Consider the following 17,161-nt stretch of genomic DNA (forward strand, 5'->3'; position numbering starts at 1 on the left):
GTAAAGTATAGGCATAACAATTTGAAGTTAAAAGGTGGTGTCACGGAGTTGTTTAATTCCCTGTTATTTACGGCGATGCTTGTCGTCTTTTTAGGAATATTATCTCAATGGCTTTCATGGCGTATCCGGATGCCTGCGATCGTAGTTATGTCGGTAGCCGGGATCATCGTAGGTCCGGTCCTCGGTCTTATTAACCCTGAGCAGGAATTCGGGGATTTATACGGACCAATCATTTCGATGGCTGTTGCCATTATATTATTTGAAGGAAGTCTGCAGCTTGACTTCCGGGAAATCCGTGATCTTGGTAAACCGGTATTCAGAATTGTGACATTCGGTGCTTTTCTTGCATGGATTCTCGGATCACTCACTGCGCATTACATAGCAGGACTATCTTTACCTGTTGCGTTTGTTATTGGTGGACTGTTCATTGTAACAGGTCCTACGGTTATTCTGCCGCTTCTGAGACAGGCGAAGCTGAAACCGAGACCTGCCAAAATATTAAAGTGGGAAGGGATCATTGTAGATCCGTTTGGCGTTCTTCTGGCTTTATTTGCATTTCAGATTATCCTGTTTTTCGTTGACGAATCAGTCACATTTGCAAACCTGCTGTTATTCTTTGGAGCAGCTGCATTTGCAACGGTGCTTGGCTGGGCGCTTGGACGCGGTATGGGCTGGATGTTTGAAAAAGGGTATATCCCTGAATTTTTGAAATCCCCTGTGTTGTTTGCAGTTGTTCTGTTCTGTTTCAGCGTGGCAGATGAAGTCATGCATGAAACAGGTCTGTTATCTGTAACGGCAATGGGAATGACAATGGCGAATATGCACATCTCATCCATTGGGGACATGCGTCACTTTAAAGAAAACATTTCAGTGCTACTGATCTCTACCATCTTTATTATGCTGACTGCCTCACTTCAGGTGGAGACATTGCTAGAAATCTTTAACTTAAGAATTCTTGGATATGTGGTATTAATGCTGATTATCGTAAGACCGCTGTCTATTTGGCTTTCTACGATCGGGACAGACTTGTCCTGGCGGGAACGAACACTTGTCGGATGGATTGCACCACGTGGAATTGTAGCACTGACGGTTTCAGGTTATTTTGCATCCGTTTTGCTTGAAACGGGATTTGAGGATGCGGAAATCTTAACAGCACTGACATTTGCGCTTGTATTTGCAACTGTTGTTGCGCATGGATTTTCAATTGGCTGGGTTGCGAAAAAACTCAAACTTGCCAATGATGACCGTCCAGGCATGATTATAGTGGGAGGAAACTCATTTACCCGCGGTCTTGCAGCTGTTCTTCAGGAAGTGAAGGTGCCTGTTATCCTTGTAGATTCCACATGGAGGAACCTCGCGCCTGCAAGGCAAAGAGGTGTTCCGACTTTCCATGGCGAACTTCTGTCTGAGCAGACTGAATACAGGCTGGATATGACACCTTATGAGGCAATTATTGCGGCAACCTCACTGGATTCATACAATGCGCTGGTGTGCTCGACGTTTACACCTTCAATCGGCCGCAAGCATCTGTTCCAGGTTTCTATGGAAAAAACTCATGATGCCGATCTGGCCGGATTGCGTCACACGGTTGGAGGAAGGGTGCTTTTCAATGAAAAAGCCACACTTCAGGAGCTGATTCGACGTGTTGAAAATGGACACGTATTCAGACGCACGCAAATTACTGAACAGTATACGTTTGAGAAATATAAAGAAGAAATCAATGGTGAAGACCTGTTAATCGGTGTGCTGAATAAAACCGGACACTTTGAACCTTTCGTAAAAGACTGGGAAGAAGTCATTAATCCGGGTGATACGCTGATCAGATTGACTGCACAAACAAAAGAAGTTGAAAAAGTGAAACAGAAAATGAATGAGAAGTAAGTGAATGGATCCGGAGAGCGCAGGTGTGTGCTTTCCGGATTTTTTGGTGTGTGGCGGATGTCGTGTGGTTGGCGCTGTTTTTGCGGGAGTTGTAGCAATCTGCTTTGAAGTTGTAGCGATACGCCCGGAAACTCGTAGCAATCCCCAGCCAGGTTGTAGCATTTCCACCTAAAGTCTGTCCGATCCACCACCTGAACCTGCAGCAGTCCCCCTCATACGACCTTCAATATCCATCTATGTTATACTCACTAACAGAATTGAACTTGAAAAGGACGGATTCAAACATGAAAAAAACAATCGTACTGGCTGAAAAGCCGTCAGTCGGCCGCGATATCGCACGCGTGCTGAACTGTCATAAAAAAGGAAACGGTTATCTTGAAGGAGATAACTATATCGTCACGTGGGCGCTGGGGCATCTGGTCACACATGCAGACCCTGACCATTATGGCGACCAGTATCAGTCGTGGCGCCTTGAAGATCTGCCGATTTTGCCTGAAAAAATGAAGCTTGTTGTGATTAAGAAGACAGGCAAGCAGTTTCAGGCTGTGAAAAGCCAGCTCACGCGTGGAGATGTTGGTGAAATTGTTATTGCAACCGATGCAGGGCGTGAAGGTGAGCTCGTTGCCCGCTGGATTTTAGAAAAAGCAAGAGTGAATAAGCCTGTGAAGCGTCTGTGGATCTCTTCAGTCACTGATAAAGCGATCCGTGAAGGCTTCAAAAATCTAAAAGACGGTGACCGTTACGTGCCGCTTTACCATTCAGCTGTTGCCCGTGCAGAGGCTGACTGGATTGTCGGGATCAATGCAACGCGAGCGCTCACAACGAAGTTTAACGCACAGTTGTCATCCGGCCGCGTCCAGACACCGACGATCGCGATGATTGCCATGCGTGAAGAAGAAATTAAGCAGTTTAAGCCGAAAAAGTTTTACGGTCTGCAGGCAAAAGCAGATGGTCTCACACTGAAATGGACAGATGGAAAAACCAATCAAACGTTTGATCAGCAAAGAGCAGACAGCCTGTTAGCAAAGACAAAAGGGCATGAAGTCGTGATTAAAGACGTGAAAAAAACGCCTAAGAAAAATTATCCAAAACCATTATATGATCTGACTGAACTGCAGCGGGACGCGCACAAACGCTATCACTTTTCAGCAAAAGAGACGCTCTCTACTCTGCAGAAATTATATGAACAGCATAAGCTCGTGACGTATCCGAGAACTGACTCGCGCTTCCTGTCATCAGATATGACAGAGACGCTGGCTGACCGTTTAAAAGGAATGAAGGTGCCGCCATACGCTCAGCATGTGGTCAAACTGCTGCGTAAACCGATCAAAGCAGGCAGTTTTGTGAATGACGCTAAAGTATCTGATCACCACGCGATCATCCCGACAGAGGAAACGCTGCGCACTGAAAAGCTGAATGATAAGGAATGGAAAATCTACAGCCTGATCGCCGAACGCTTCCTTGCTGTATTGATGCCTCCTTATGAATATGAGCAGACTGTCGTGACAGCTGAAATTGGTGGCGAAACCTTTACGGCGAAAGGTAATATTCCAATCAAACTTGGCTTTAAAGCACTTGATGAGAGTGAAGAGGAGCAGCATACAGCACTGCCTGATGTTGAAAAAGGAAGCCGCCTGAAGGTGCAGAGCGTCAGCATCACAACAGGTGAAACCCAGCCGCCTGCAAGATTTAATGAAGCTACACTCCTGTCAGCAATGGAAAACCCGAAAGCCTATATGCAGGGTGAAAAGAAGGAGCTTGTTGAAAAGCTTGGTGAAACAGGCGGGCTTGGCACAGTTGCAACCCGTGCCGATATCATTGAAAAGCTATTCAACAGCTTTTTAATCGAAAAGCGTGGCAATGATATTTTCCTCACATCAAAAGGCCGCCAGCTGCTTGACCTTGTGCCGGAAGAATTAAGATCTCCTGCACTGACAGCCCAGTGGGAACAGAAACTGTCAGCCATTGCTGATGGAAAGCTGAAGCAGCAGGCATTTATGACTGAAATGACGCAGTTCTCTAAAGACGTGGTGCGCTCGATTAAAAACAGTAAAGCACAATATAAACATGACAACATGACAGGCACACACTGCCCGGACTGTGGTAAGCTGATGCTTGAAGTGAACGGCAAAAACGGCAAAATGCTTGTCTGTCAGGACCGTGAATGCGGACACCGTAAAAATATCGCCAAGAAAACCAACGCACGCTGTCCAAAATGTAAAAAGAAAATGGACCTGCGCGGTGAAGGCGATGCTCAGACATTCAGCTGTGTCTGCGGATACCGTGAGAAAATGGATGCCTTCCAAAAGCGCCGTAAAGAAAATCAGAAAAACAAAGCCGGTAAGCAGGACGTTAAAAAGTATATGAAAAAGCAGGATAAAGAAGAGCCTGTGAATACGGCACTTGCTGATGCACTAAAGAATTTGAAGCTATAAAAAAAGCGTTTCTCTCCTTGGATGGAGGGAAACGCTTTTTTGGTGCGGCACAGTAGGGTCAGAGTTAAGGGGTTCATTTTTAGAATGATTCTAAAAGTGGAACAGTCAACTCCGACCCCGCTGATCCGCCTAAACAATATCTAACTTACTTCCACCTGTTTCGCAGAAGCTCTTTTATAAAAAATCATAAAGAATGTCACACTTGCCGCTGCAAGGAGCGTCAGGACAAGAAACAGGTTGCTGTAAATGACATTATCCCCGCTTGCAGAAAGAGGGTTCAGTCGAAGCGTTACACCCTGAATCTCAAGAACAGCACCAAAGATCGCACTTGCAAATGCACCGCCCATAAAGTTCAGCAGGTTAAACAGGCCAATCCCAACTCCATTTTCCTCACGGCTCAAAGTGGAAGATAGAATGTCAGCAGTTGAACTTTGAACGAGCGGGAAGCCAAGGTAAGCAACAAGCATACAAATTGAGATCATCCATGCCTGACTTCCGGCGAACGTTGAAATGAGCAGACAGCCGCCTGCAATCAACAAAAGTGCAGTAATCACGACAGGCACACCACCGCGCTTATCGATTACACGACCGCCATATTGACCGAGGAAGCCTGAAATAATCGCACCCGGAAACAGCACAAGGCCGATGCCAATTGTTGAAAGTGTATTCAAATCACGCAGCATAATTGGGATGATGAAGATCAATCCGAACAGACACGATGTACCAAAAAAGCTTGTCAGTACCGTTACTGTATACCGCTTGTTTTTCAAAATCGCCGGCTGGATAAATGGATTCTTCGCCTTAATCGTCCACCAGACAAATAATCCCCCTGCAACAGCCGTGATCGCAAGAATCCATAATGTATAAGTCGTAATGACAAACAACAAGCTTGCCACTGTAATCGCAATTAAAATTGCACCAGGTATATCAATACTGCCCTGCTGTCTTTCTTCAGCCGGCAACCACCTTCTGAAAAGTGGAATTGACAATGCGGACATCATCGACAGGATAAACAGGAATCGCCAGTCCAGCACGCCGCCGATTAATCCGCCGACAATCGGACCAACACCTGAAGCGAATGCAACAGTCGATGCCACATATCCAAACACCTTACCTCGACTTGAAGGCATAAACCTCGCCGGGATAATAAATGAAAGTGCAGGAATACTCGCACCGCCCATCGCCTGGAAAATCCTCGCCACAATTAATGAAGGGAAATTCGGTGATAGAAATCCGATCAGCGAGCCGAATGCAAAGAGTGAAATACCGATTGTAAAAAGCGTACGGATTGCAAACAGATCAGCAAGCTTTCCATACATTAACGAACCAATCGCGAAAACCAGGATATAGCCGGTCAGCACCCAGCTGACCTGGGAAGGGGACAGGTTAAAGTCTGCCGCAATATCCGGAATGGCCACGTTGAACATAGTCCCATTCATGACTGTGAACGCGAGTATTAAACAAATTAAAAAAGTCAGCTTCTTCTTCTGACTATCAGGAACTTCTTTTATATCTATCATGTTAAAACCTCTTACTTTCTGTTTTATCAAACTGTCTTTCGGAAACCGCTGCCTCTTTCCGTGGGGACTGCGCTTTCCTGCCCCCGGGCGGTGAGTCTCCTCAGCTTCGCTTGCGGGGTCTCACCGCTGGCCGCGCGGAAAGCGTCCCCCTGAAGCTCCAATCATCTGCGATTATCAAAGACTTTTTTATTTCGCTATCCAAAATAATCATAGAGCCTCAAATGAAAATTGTAAAACGGTTTAGCTGAATTCGTGTAAAATAAAAATAATCAGAAAACACAAAGGGGGAGTCCTGTGGTGGGAAAAGGGAAGACGAATGCGATGCGAATGCTTGATGCGGCATCTATTTCATATGGAACAACCGAGTACGATTCAAAGGACGGTTTAACGGACGGTGTATCAGTCGCTGAAAAAGTCGGACGCAAAACAGAGGAAGTTTTTAAAACACTTGTCGCTCAAGGGGTGTCAAAGCAGTATTATGTTTTTGTGATTCCTGTGGACCGGGAGCTGAATCTTAAAAGGGCTGCAGCTGCTGCCGGGGAAAAGAAGGTAGAGATGATCCCGATGAAAAACCTTCAGCAGATTACAGGGTACATAAAAGGGGGCTGCTCTCCGATCGGCATGAAAAAGCAGTTTCCAACTTTTATAGATGAAACTGCAAAAGTGCAGCATACGATTTTAGTAAGTGCAGGGCAGATTGGTAAACAAATTGACATAAACTCCGCTGATCTCAGTCAGGTCACGGGAGGAACCTTCACAGCGCTTACCTGAAAAACTTTCGAACGTTTAACAATTTCTCCTGCCGGGTAGAGTTGTTTTGTAGAGCAATTTACAGCAATTAACCAGGAGGAGATAAGCATGAGTCTATTTTACAAAGAGTTCACAAACGATGAGGAAGTAGTAAATGCAATTGGCTCCATTAAAACAAAAGGTGTTAACGAGGATACAATTTATGTCGTGACACATGATGATGACCGTACAAAACGGATTGCGGATAACGCTGACGCAAACACACCTGGCGGATTCAAAACGAAAGCAAAAAACATTTTCAGTAAAAAAGGCGATGAGTTGCGTGACCAGTTCAAGGATCTTGGTTTCACAGCATCAGAAGCTGAATCGCTTGAAGAAAAGCTTGATGAAGGTAAAGTGATCGTCGTTGTAAAAGACGCACCGGCAGGCTTTACATTATAGTATCTCCAAAAAATCTGTCCTATTAGCAGGACAGATTTTTTTATGTTGAAGGATAATAGGGCAGATGTAGGACTATTTTCACTAAGCGTCGAACTTTTGTGGATGAACGTCGAACATGACCGGTTAACCTTCGAACACTGATGAATTACCCTCGAACAACAACCCTCGAAGCCCGAACATCAGACCTTGAGTGTCGAACCCCGCCAGGACAAAAACTCGAATCGCCCATCAACCATAAAAACTTCAAATATGTTAAAGTAGTCTAAGTCAAAACAGATTTACTTTAATGAAAGAAGGATTATATATGAATAAAAGAGAAAAAACGCTTCGCTTGAGCTTTTTCCTGTCAGGTCTTGTGATATTGGGCCTTGGGGTTGCGCTGACCATTAAAGGACAACGGCTGGGTATCGGACCATGGGACGTACTGCATGTCGGGTTATTCCAGCAGCTTGGACTCACGGTCGGAACGTGGGCGATTTTAGTGGGCGCACTGATTATCGCGTTAACCGTTGCAGTGACGAAAAAGCCGCCACGCATCGGTGCAATTTTGAATATGCTGTTAATCGGGGTATTTATTGATTTCTTTAACTGGCTGATTCCAGAACCTCAGTCCCTGATTGGCGCCATTGCGATTTTACTCACAGGAATTATCGTGATTGGCTATGGTGTCGGAATTTATGTATCTGCAGATCTTGGTGAAGGACCACGGGATACAATTATGATGATGATTGTCAGAAAGACAGGGTGGAACCTGTCCAAAGTGCGACGCAGCATTGAAATTGTCGCGCTGGCATTAGGCTGGATGCTTGGTGGACCGGTTGGCATTGGTACGCTACTCATCGCACTTTTCACCGGGACGATTGTAAATATCTCATTGCCACAGAGCCGTGTCGCTCTGGAAAGACTGTTGTCAAAAGAAGCAAAAACCGCAGCACATCACGCATGATTTCCCGAGCAGATCGGTTGGTTATAAAATGAACGTCCTGTAAACTTAAATGAAAACGCAGGAGTGATGTTTGTGTACGACTTTACAAAAACAGATGCGCAGAAGAGAATGCTGGCTGACCTGAACAGACTCATTCCTTCATTTAAAAAGCGTGAACACTTACTTGATGAACCAAATGCTTATCCACAAGAAAATATAAAAGAACTGATCGCCCTCGGCTATTCAAAGCTGACGCTGCCTAAGGAATTTGGCGGTCAGGGAGAAGGAGTCTATGAGCTGGTGCTTGGTCAGGAAGCGATTGCGAAAGGGAGCAGTGCAACGGCGCTTTCAATCGGCTGGCACACAGGAACGCTGCTTGAGTTCAGTGAGAGACGACACTGGAAAAAGGAAGCGGCCGATTTTATTTTAGATAAAATTAAAGACGGTGCGATTGTGAATACAGCTGCGACTGAAAAAGGAGCGGGCAGTCCTGCAAGGGGGGCGCTGCCGAAGACAACAGCAGTAAAAACTGCTTCAGGCTGGGAGATTACAGGTGAAAAATCCTATACATCGCTCGCGCCAATGCTTGACTATATTTTTGTGACGGCTGTTATTGAAGGTACAGAACAGGTCGCAACCTTTATCATCCCTGGGAAAGCTGAAGGGGTGTCGATCAGAGAGTCCTGGGACAGTATCGGTATGCATGGAACCGCGAGTCATGATCTTGTGCTTGAAAAGGTGGAAGTGCCTGAGCGCTATCTGTTGAAGGATGGAAAAGAAGCTGGTCCAAAACCGCCAATGAGCTGGCTGTTGCATATCCCGGCCTGCTATATCGGCATTGCAGGAGCCGCGCTTGAAGACGCCACTGCTTTTGCTGCAGCTTATGAACCTGCTTCATTAGGAGAACCGATCGGCAGCCTGCCGAATGTGCAGGAAAAGCTTGGAGATCTGCAGGTGAAGCTGCTAAGCGCAAGACAGGTGCTTTATCATACAGCGGAAGCTTATGAGCTGGCTGAAGATAAAGAAGATGTACGTGCCCTCTTAAGTTCAGCGAAGGTACATGTGACAAATGCAGCGATTGATATTGTTGAAAAATCAATGAGAATTGTCGGTCCACAGAGTATGTCTGCTAAAAGCCCGATGCAGCGCTATTACCGAGATGTCCGGATGGGGCTTCATAACCCGCCGATGGAGGATATGGTGAAGGGGCAGTTTGGCAGGATGATGGTGGATCAGTGATATAAAAGAGGCTGGAAATGATCCCGGCCTCTTTATTCATTTCTCTGCGCTTCAAGCGGACGCTTTCCGCTTGAATGAAACTGAGTATTAAACGCTAACTATTTAAATTGATAAAGGAAAAAATACACTAAATTTTTTAGTAAGCAACACGTTAATTAATATCTTAGTTAGGAACAGCGAAACAAGAAAAAGATGAAATGATTTTCATCTCATCCTTTGTATCATTCATTCAATTAAATCTCTATTTTCACTTCAACCCCAAAATGATCAGACACAACAGGGTAGTGTACTCCGTTGAAAATAACGTTTGAATACTTAACCTTCACAGGTGCTGAAGCAAAGATGTAATCTATCCGGAGTGGCTGTGCGTTTCCTTCCCATCCGGCGATTTCACCGTAAACGGTTGTACCGCTGTCTTTTGTTTCAGCAAGTGTGTAAGTATCCTTCAAACCTTTTAATAAAATCAGGTCATAGCCTTCCTCTTTTAAGCCGGCATGGTTATTGAAGTCTCCCATATAGAATGAAAGTCTGTCAGGATGCTGCTTTTTGAGTAAACGTTCAACCTGGTCCGTGTAAGGTTCTTCTTCATCACTCCACCAGCCGAGGTGGCATGAATAGAAGTCGATCAGATGGCCGCCTGCATTTACAGTGATGCGTGGGACGGCACGGGTCTTCCAGTGATCGGGATCTTCGGATTCTGTGATAAAAAATGAATCTGTTTCTGTAATCGGAAAGCGTGAGATTAGCGCAACACCTTCTTCATAAATGTCATATCCGTAATGACAGAATGACCAGTGCATCTGGTCACTTTTCCTGCCGATCGCTGCTAAACTTTTCATCAGCTCAAGACCAAAATGTCCTTTTTTGAAATCCCCCTCTGCAGGTGCATCAGTCAGCTGACTGACCTCCTGCAGGGCGATGACATCATAGTCACGTTCAACGATGGTTTTTGCAAGTATATCAAGCTTTTCAAGCTGTTGTTCTTCCTGCCAGGAATGACAGTTCAGTGTAAGGAGTTTCATCTGTTAAGCTCCTAACTCGTCCTGGATATCAGATTTTAATACGTCAGCTTTAGGTCCGTAGATGGCCTGTACACCACGGTCGCGAAGCACAAGACCAAGCGCACCGTTTTGCTTCCAGATTCTTTCGTCTGCAACAAGCCCGATATCTTTTACAGTTACGCGAAGACGCGTCATACATGCATCGACATCTTCAATATTCTCTTCTCCGCCTAAAAGACCGATAATCGCAACAGCCTGAGAGTCTTTGTTGCTGTCAGATGTTTTAGATGAAATCTTTTCTTCAGTAGTTTCTTCAATATAGTTTCCTGCACGGCCCGGCGTAGGGAAGTTGAAGCGTTTGATCAGGAAGTACGCCGCTCCGAAGTTCACAGCGAACATCAATACAGATACGAATACCAGGTTGATCAGGTCACGTGTAAGTCCTGCGTTCACAATTAAAGGCGTTCTCGTCAGGAATTCAATAAACCCAAACGCGTGAATACGAAGATCAATTAAATCAACAAGTGCAAATGAAACACCAGTCAGTACTGCATATACGATATAAAGAAGCGGTGCAGCGAACATGAACATGAATTCGATCGGCTCAGTTACACCTGTTAAAAATACTGCCAGTCCTGCTGAAAGGAACATTGATTTGTACTTTGTCCGCTTGTCTTTATCAACATTCATATACATTGCAAGTGCAAGTCCAATCAGTGCAGCAGATGAAGCGATGAACTGTCCAACTTTAAAACGTGCCGGCACAACTTCTTCAGTCAGCTGATTGTAGCCTGCAGTGTTACCCTGTTGAAGCATGTTATAAAGGTCTGTCACCCATGCAAGCCACAGTGGATCCTGCCCGGATACCATGCTGCCGGCATTTGCGCCGGTCTGAATTACGTAAGTACCACCAAGTTCAGTGTAGTTAATTGGAACAGTCAGCATATGGTGAAGACCAAACGGCAGTAATAGACGCTCAAGTGTACCAAAAATAAACGGTGCAATGATTGGTGCTGAATTACGTGAATTTGCGATCCACTGACCAAAGTCGTTCAACAGTCCCTGAATAAATGGCCATACAAGAGACATAATCAGTGCGACAACAACAGAACCCGCGATCACAACGAACGGTACAAAGCGTTTTCCGTTAAAGAACGACAGGGCCTGTGGCAGCTTGCTGAAATTATAATATTTGTTATAAAGTGCAGCGCCAAGGAAACCTGAGATAATACCAACGAATACACCCATGTTGAGTGCAGGTGCACCAAGTACGGAGATAAAGTAATCAGCAACAATAAGTTCTGCCCCTAAAAGCGAGGTAAAAGTTGCTGAAGGGTCAGCGAGCATATTAGCATTTACACCGAAAACTGCTCCTGTAATTCTATTAATCAATACAAAAGCAATTAATGCAGCAAAAGCACCGCCAGCGCGATCTTTCGCCCATGAGCCACCAATTGCGACTGCAAACAGAATGTGTAAATTCGTAATAATTGCCCAGCCGATGTCTTCCATGACTCGCGCAACCGTTTGCATTAACATGACGTCTCCAGTCATCATCGCAAGTAGCTTGCCGAGTGAAATCATAATTCCGGCAGCCGGCATAACCGCTACGACAACGAGCAGTGCCTTGCCAAACTTTTGCCAGAAATCAAATGAACCGAAAATCTTCTTCATATCCAACCCTCCAAGGTTCTATGTATGGTGATGAATGAATAGTTAAGTATGTACCAACCAATGCAACCGTTTGCATTGGTTGGTCATGTTGATATTGTATATACAAGATAAGAAACTTGCAAGCGTTTTTATAAAAAATTTGACTCAGCTTGTCTGTCTGCCTTATCAGGAAATTTAGACGTTATAGAGAAAATATTCTAAAGGGATGGCATACAGGAATTTAATTAAGGGAACAGAAAACTAAAAGGGGTGTACAGCTTTGAAAAAATGGTGGATTAAGCTAAAGAATAAAATATGGGTCAGACCAGCAGGATATAGTATGCTCGCTGTGATGCTTGCAGCAGCAGTCGGCTATGCTGATACACACTTTGGAAGCGTCATTGCTGGACTGCCGGCAATCTTTTATACAGAAGTTGAGCTTGCACAGGCAATTTTAACTGCGCTGATCACGGCACTGCTTACGATGACGACATTCACATTTTCAACAATTATGGTTGTAATGACAACATATGCATCCCAATACTCCCCTAAAACAATTAAAAATTTTATCACAGATCCATTGACGCTTAGGGTACTGGGGATTTTTATGGGAGGATTCATTTATTCGACGCTATCGATGCTGTTTATGAGAGACAGTTTCTCTGAAGACCCTGTGACTGCCGGTGTAATTGGTGTTTTAATTGCAATATTATGTCTCGTGTTTTTTGCGGTTTTTATTCATCACGTTGCAAATGATATCCAAGCCAGCCGGTTAATTGAGCGACTTGCAAATGATACAGATGAAGTAACAGATTACTACTTTAATCTGATGCAGCAGCGTAATGTATCACTTGAACATATGGATGGAAATTGGAATACCGGGGAGACCTTTTTTTTGGTTCAGGCGCAGGATTATGGCTATGTTCAATATATAGATTTGAATCAGCTTGCCAAAAAGGCACAGGAACATGGAGTAAAAATAGAAGTAAATGTTCCGATTGGTGAATATGTCCATAAAGCAACGCCTCTCCTAACAGTGTATGTACACACTGAGAGACTGCCTGAAGTTAGAGATCTCCCGCTCACTGAGAGCTTTTTAATCGGAAATGAACGTGATGTCAGGCAGGATCCAGTCTTTGCGCTGCAGAAAATGGTTGAAGTCGCGCTCCGGGCTATATCTCCGGGAATTAATGACCCCAACACTGCCAATGACAGCATCAGACACATTGGCAGGCTCCTTGGAAACATGTCACAGTTTCCTCTCAGACCCATTCTGCTAACTGATGAAAATGGAGAGGGGCTGGTAAAATTTACTTTACCATCTTTTCGGGATATTCTTTATAAAACGTTTTTCCAGCTGAGGCACTATGGAAAAGAAGATGTATCTGTTCTTACCTCCATGCTTGAAGCCATCGCATTTGCAGGTGAAAACGCACCTCATCAGCATTTGAATTCACTCAGAAAGATAGCGGGTTATGTTGTTGAAAAAGCAGAATTTGATCAGATGCCTGAGATGGATCGAGAGTGGATCAACCAGAAGCTGCAGGCAGTTGAGAGGGTTACAGGGAGATAAGGGTATCACTTTTAGAATCACTATAAAAATTAGAAAAGAGGCTGGGCTGATCCCCAGCCTCTTTTCTATGAAATCATCGACTTCAGCAGCTCCTGATATGCCTGCGCTTCCTCGGCCTGTCCGGCAGCAAGGTAGGTCTGTGACAGACGCTCAACCGGTTCACGGGATTCCGGGTGCAGTTCCATTTCATATGTGAAGCAATCAATGGCTTCACTGTAAAATCCCAGTTTTTCATATAAATCCCCTGCAGCTGCCTGCTGTTCAGGGTCTTCAGCAATCTCAGAAAGTTGTTTGATCAGTTCATAGACTGGCAGGCTTTCAAGTGGAGCCAGATGCTTTAACAGTGTAATGAGGTCATGGTCCGGACTATATTTCAGCGCGGTCAGGATTATTTCATTCATTTCGTCAGGGTAGTCAGTCAAATGTGGTGCAAGCTTACTGCAGAGTGTCTCGAATTGAAGTGACCTCAGGTTGTCCTTGTCATGCAGCATCACTCTCAGGTCCCGCACGTCTGAAGCTCTGAGTGTAAAAGGATACTTTGCAAGCAGTTGAATGGCTTCAACTGGCTGGTGATTTCTGACTAACTCCTTAAACGCATTTCTTGCTGGCTCATCGTATCCGTCTGTGAGCAGCCTGTCATAGAGCATCTGCTGCTCCGAGGGCGTGTAGTGTTCATTTGTGAATGCTAGCAGTGTTTTAAATGTACCTGGACTTGGTGAGGATCTATACTCTTCCTCGGCTGCAGCGAGCTGGTGAGAAACGGAGAATCCTTCTTTCAGGTTTCGTGCCTGCCATAATAACCGCTGATCAGTTGTCAGATCCACTTTTTCAGAGCGGATTGACTGTACCCATTCGTGTTCAGGATAAATTGACTTGATCCGTTCATACACAACTGCTGCTTTTTTAAATTTTCCGTCGCGTTTATACGTATAGTAGTGGTCGCGGAGAACCTTAAAAAGCTTTTCTTCTTTTATTAATCCATCAAAGCAGCTGAAAACTTCCACTGTCTCTAAGGGGTCATGCTGTACCTTCTTTAATAAGCCTGTGAATGACTGGTTCATAATGGTGGCACCATCTTCAGCAAGCTGGTCGGCAAGCGGGTGGGGGCATAAAAAAACAATTCCCTGCGTGAACGCTTTTTCAGTGTAGCTGCGCCTTTTGGAGCGGCTCACTTTTTTAGCGGCAAGGAATTGCTGGTCTTTAAAATATAGGTGATATAAGTGGTGGTACGCATCCTGTGCTTCAAGAATGGTACATGGAACGTGAATAGCCAGACGGATTGGTGTCAGGGCGGTCAGTGACTGATCTTTATCTTTTAAATAAAAGGTTTGATTCATCATTCTCGTTCCTCCTCTCAAGTTCTCACTTATTATATCATACTTTTCAGAAAACAAATTAATCCATTTGCACCAGGACTAAAGTTTATTCGGGTATCAAAATAATATATTGGCTCATTATTTACTCTTTTTAGGAAAATGTAACCATGTTAAATTTCACTTTTTTCTGAAAATTCCGCATGTTAAGCTGTAAAAGCATGACAAAACATAGTTCGAAAGGGGAAATAATATGAAGAAGAAACCGGTATTAAAAGTACTATCTTCAAGTGCACTTGCACTGTCTCTGTTAGCACCAGCCGCAATGGTACCAGGGACAGCATCAGCTGCACCTGCAGAGACGCCAGAATGGAATACAGATCGTTATGGGGATCGTCAGGATATAGATACTTATCTTCAGAGTTTGAGTGAAGACGAGAGCTTTCTGAAGCAGGCTGAAAAGAAAATTAAAGCACAGGCCGGACAATTGCAGGCTGATGAAGAAACGTCAGGTGAAGCGGCTGATTCTGAAGAACACTTTACATTTAACGGCGGCACAAAGCTGTTTTTGGATCGTGACTTAGCATTCAAAGAATATACACTGCGAAGCGTCGGGGAAAACGTTGAGGTATGGGTGGCAAATGATCTGAGCTATCCTAAAGGAGATCCCCGCGGGGCAGATGTGGTTACGCAGGAGCAGGTTGATCAATTAACAGCTGAGTTTGACACAAATATGTATCCAGTTGCGACAGACTTCTTCGGATCACCGGACCAGCTTGACGGATCAAACTCTCCTCTTCCTAAAATGGTTGGTTTGCCTGAAGGCTACTATGAAGGTAGCGACAAAGTCATGATGATGATCGATAACGTAAAAGACGATGCGTATTACGATCCGGAATATCCATTCTTCGTCGCAGGGTTCTTCTGGCAGACGCTTGAAAACTATACTGATCGTAACATGATTACGATTGATACAAATAACTGGGAAGATCGCCTTGAATCAACCTTCTATGCAACCACAATTCATGAGCTTCAACATTTGATTCATGCAGATAACGATGCAGCTGAAGAAACGTGGTTAAACGAGGGTATGTCAACGTTCTCTGAGTACCTTGGCGGCTACGGTCATGGTGAAGGTTCGATCAACTTCTTCCTGGATCATCCTGAAAACTCACTTGTGAACTGGGATGACCACCGTAACGCATCAACAGGCCCTGAGACAATTGCAGATTACGGGCAGGTCTACCTGTTTACACTTTACTTGTATGACAAATACGGACAGGAACTGATCCGTGAACTTGCAACAGCAGAGTCTCAGGGAATTGCTTCCGTAAATGAAGTGTTTGCTTCGAACGGAATTGATATGACATTCAAAGATGTTTATCAAAACTTTATGACAGCACTTGCACTTGATGATGGAAAAGGAAATAAAGGGTTATATGAATTCGACAGCATTGATCTGCGTGACCTTCCAGTAGATAACGAAGGCACAAAGCGCGGAACGACAATCAGTTACGAAAATGCACTTGAAGTTGAAAAAGAAGGTGTACCAGCATGGGGTGGGGACTTCAAATCAATTGATTTCTCGAACAAAGTAAAAGATTTCAAGTTCAATGGAGTGGACTTCCTTCAGAAATGGACGTCAGTTGAAGATCCATTGAATCCTGACAATCAGGTACTTTACAGCCAAAATGGTACTGAAGATGACAGCGAGCTGATCTTTACAGCTGACCTCACAGGTACCGATTCAGCAACACTGACATTTGATCACCTGTATGATATTGAAGAAACGTGGGATTATGGTGTTGTACAAGTATCAACTGATAATGGCGAAACATGGACATCGCTTGAGAACGAAAATACACGTTCAGAAGTTGACCCTGATGGCTATCCGACAATTAAAGAAAATGTACCTGGCTTCACCGGTACAGTGGATGAATGGACAAGCGAATCATTCGACCTAAGCGCGCATGCAGGCCAGGAAGTGCTCATCTCATTCCGTTACATGGAAGACTGGGCTTACAGCCAAACTGGATGGTACCTGGACAACATTCAGGTAGAGGCGGCAGGATTTGAATCAGATGGTGCTTCAGTTGAACCATTCACATCACTAGCTGAAATGAATGAAGAATTTGTTGATTATACAGTGACATTTATTCAAGAGCGTGGAAAAGGCAATGCCCACCCGAAAGTATGGCATGTCGATCCATTTAACATAACTGATGAAGACGCACTGAAACTGAACCAGCTATTCAAAAATACCAACGTCAAAATGATTACAACATTTGCTGCACCGGAAGGCATCACTAGCCCTGTAGAATTTACGTATGAACTGCTGACGAAATAGAGCAAAAATAATTAATTAGAGATTTAAGTAAAACAGCGTATAAAATTTATTATTAGTATCATAGTGCAGAGGAGCGAAAGGGC

The 17,161-nt window shown here is 44.4% G+C and carries 12 protein-coding genes; 8 read left to right on the forward strand and 4 right to left on the reverse strand.

All coding sequences use genetic code 11. The features are described 5' to 3' along the window. The first annotated feature begins 48 nt into the window (after nt 1-48). Together ACH6CZ_RS08420 and ACH6CZ_RS08425 are read left to right on the forward strand one after the other, a co-directional pair. On the forward strand, nt 49-1,881 hold the full coding sequence (locus ACH6CZ_RS08420) for a cation:proton antiporter (RefSeq protein WP_374096986.1): 1,833 nt from the start codon (nt 49-51) through the stop codon (nt 1,879-1,881). Between the two features lie 284 nt (nt 1,882-2,165). After that, nucleotides 2,166-4,316 carry a DNA topoisomerase III gene (locus ACH6CZ_RS08425; protein ID WP_374096987.1) on the forward strand — a complete coding sequence of 717 codons (2,151 nt, stop codon included), beginning with the start codon at nt 2,166-2,168 and terminating at the stop codon, nt 4,314-4,316. Nucleotides 4,317-4,456: 140 nt separating this feature from the next. On the opposite strand, the gene ACH6CZ_RS08430 is transcribed toward ACH6CZ_RS08425, so the two are convergent. Beyond that, nucleotides 4,457-5,836 (reverse strand): MFS transporter, encoded by a 1,380-nt coding sequence (locus tag ACH6CZ_RS08430; RefSeq protein ID WP_374096988.1) that lies wholly within the window; start codon nt 5,834-5,836, stop codon nt 4,457-4,459. Nucleotides 5,837-6,133: 297 nt separating this feature from the next. Between ACH6CZ_RS08430 and ybaK the strand changes: the two genes are divergently transcribed. From ybaK to ACH6CZ_RS08450, 4 genes are all read left to right on the forward strand, one after another. Beyond that, nucleotides 6,134-6,607, forward strand: coding sequence for a Cys-tRNA(Pro) deacylase (ybaK, locus tag ACH6CZ_RS08435; RefSeq protein WP_374096989.1), 474 nt, complete (start codon nt 6,134-6,136; stop codon nt 6,605-6,607). Between the two features lie 87 nt (nt 6,608-6,694). Continuing rightward, nucleotides 6,695-7,027, forward strand: a complete 333-nt coding sequence (locus tag ACH6CZ_RS08440) for a YflT domain-containing protein (RefSeq protein ID WP_374096990.1) — start codon at nt 6,695-6,697, stop codon at nt 7,025-7,027. Between the two features lie 304 nt (nt 7,028-7,331). Then, complete coding sequence (locus ACH6CZ_RS08445) at nt 7,332-7,973, forward strand: YczE/YyaS/YitT family protein (protein ID WP_374096991.1); 642 nt, start codon at nt 7,332-7,334, stop codon at nt 7,971-7,973. Nucleotides 7,974-8,081: 108 nt separating this feature from the next. Continuing rightward, nucleotides 8,082-9,191 (forward strand): acyl-CoA dehydrogenase family protein, encoded by a 1,110-nt coding sequence (locus tag ACH6CZ_RS08450; RefSeq protein WP_374097450.1) that lies wholly within the window; start codon nt 8,082-8,084, stop codon nt 9,189-9,191. 233 nt (nt 9,192-9,424) lie between these two features. Here the strand turns inward: ACH6CZ_RS08450 and ACH6CZ_RS08455 are convergent, their stop codons facing one another. Then, nucleotides 9,425-10,213: an endonuclease/exonuclease/phosphatase family protein gene (locus ACH6CZ_RS08455; RefSeq protein WP_374096992.1), complete on the reverse strand. Its 789-nt coding sequence runs from the start codon at nt 10,211-10,213 to the stop codon at nt 9,425-9,427. 3 nt (nt 10,214-10,216) lie between these two features. Further along, nucleotides 10,217-11,866, reverse strand: a complete 1,650-nt coding sequence (locus tag ACH6CZ_RS08460) for a PTS transporter subunit IIBC (protein ID WP_374096993.1) — start codon at nt 11,864-11,866, stop codon at nt 10,217-10,219. A gap of 259 nt (nt 11,867-12,125) precedes the next feature. On the opposite strand from ACH6CZ_RS08460, the gene ACH6CZ_RS08465 reads away from it, so the two are divergent. Further along, nucleotides 12,126-13,418 (forward strand): DUF2254 domain-containing protein, encoded by a 1,293-nt coding sequence (locus ACH6CZ_RS08465; protein ID WP_374096994.1) that lies wholly within the window; start codon nt 12,126-12,128, stop codon nt 13,416-13,418. Nucleotides 13,419-13,483: 65 nt separating this feature from the next. On the opposite strand, the gene ACH6CZ_RS08470 is transcribed toward ACH6CZ_RS08465, so the two are convergent. Beyond that, on the reverse strand, nt 13,484-14,758 hold the full coding sequence (locus ACH6CZ_RS08470) for a hypothetical protein (protein WP_374096995.1): 1,275 nt from the start codon (nt 14,756-14,758) through the stop codon (nt 13,484-13,486). A gap of 226 nt (nt 14,759-14,984) precedes the next feature. Here ACH6CZ_RS08470 and ACH6CZ_RS08475 point away from each other — a divergent pair, with 226 nt between their 5' ends. Next, nucleotides 14,985-17,078 (forward strand): peptidase M6, encoded by a 2,094-nt coding sequence (locus ACH6CZ_RS08475; RefSeq protein ID WP_374096996.1) that lies wholly within the window; start codon nt 14,985-14,987, stop codon nt 17,076-17,078. Nucleotides 17,079-17,161: the final 83 nt, after the last annotated feature.

The organism is Jeotgalibacillus sp. JSM ZJ347 (genome assembly GCF_044383825.1).
In the GTDB taxonomy this organism is placed as follows: domain Bacteria; phylum Bacillota; class Bacilli; order Bacillales; family Jeotgalibacillaceae; genus Jeotgalibacillus.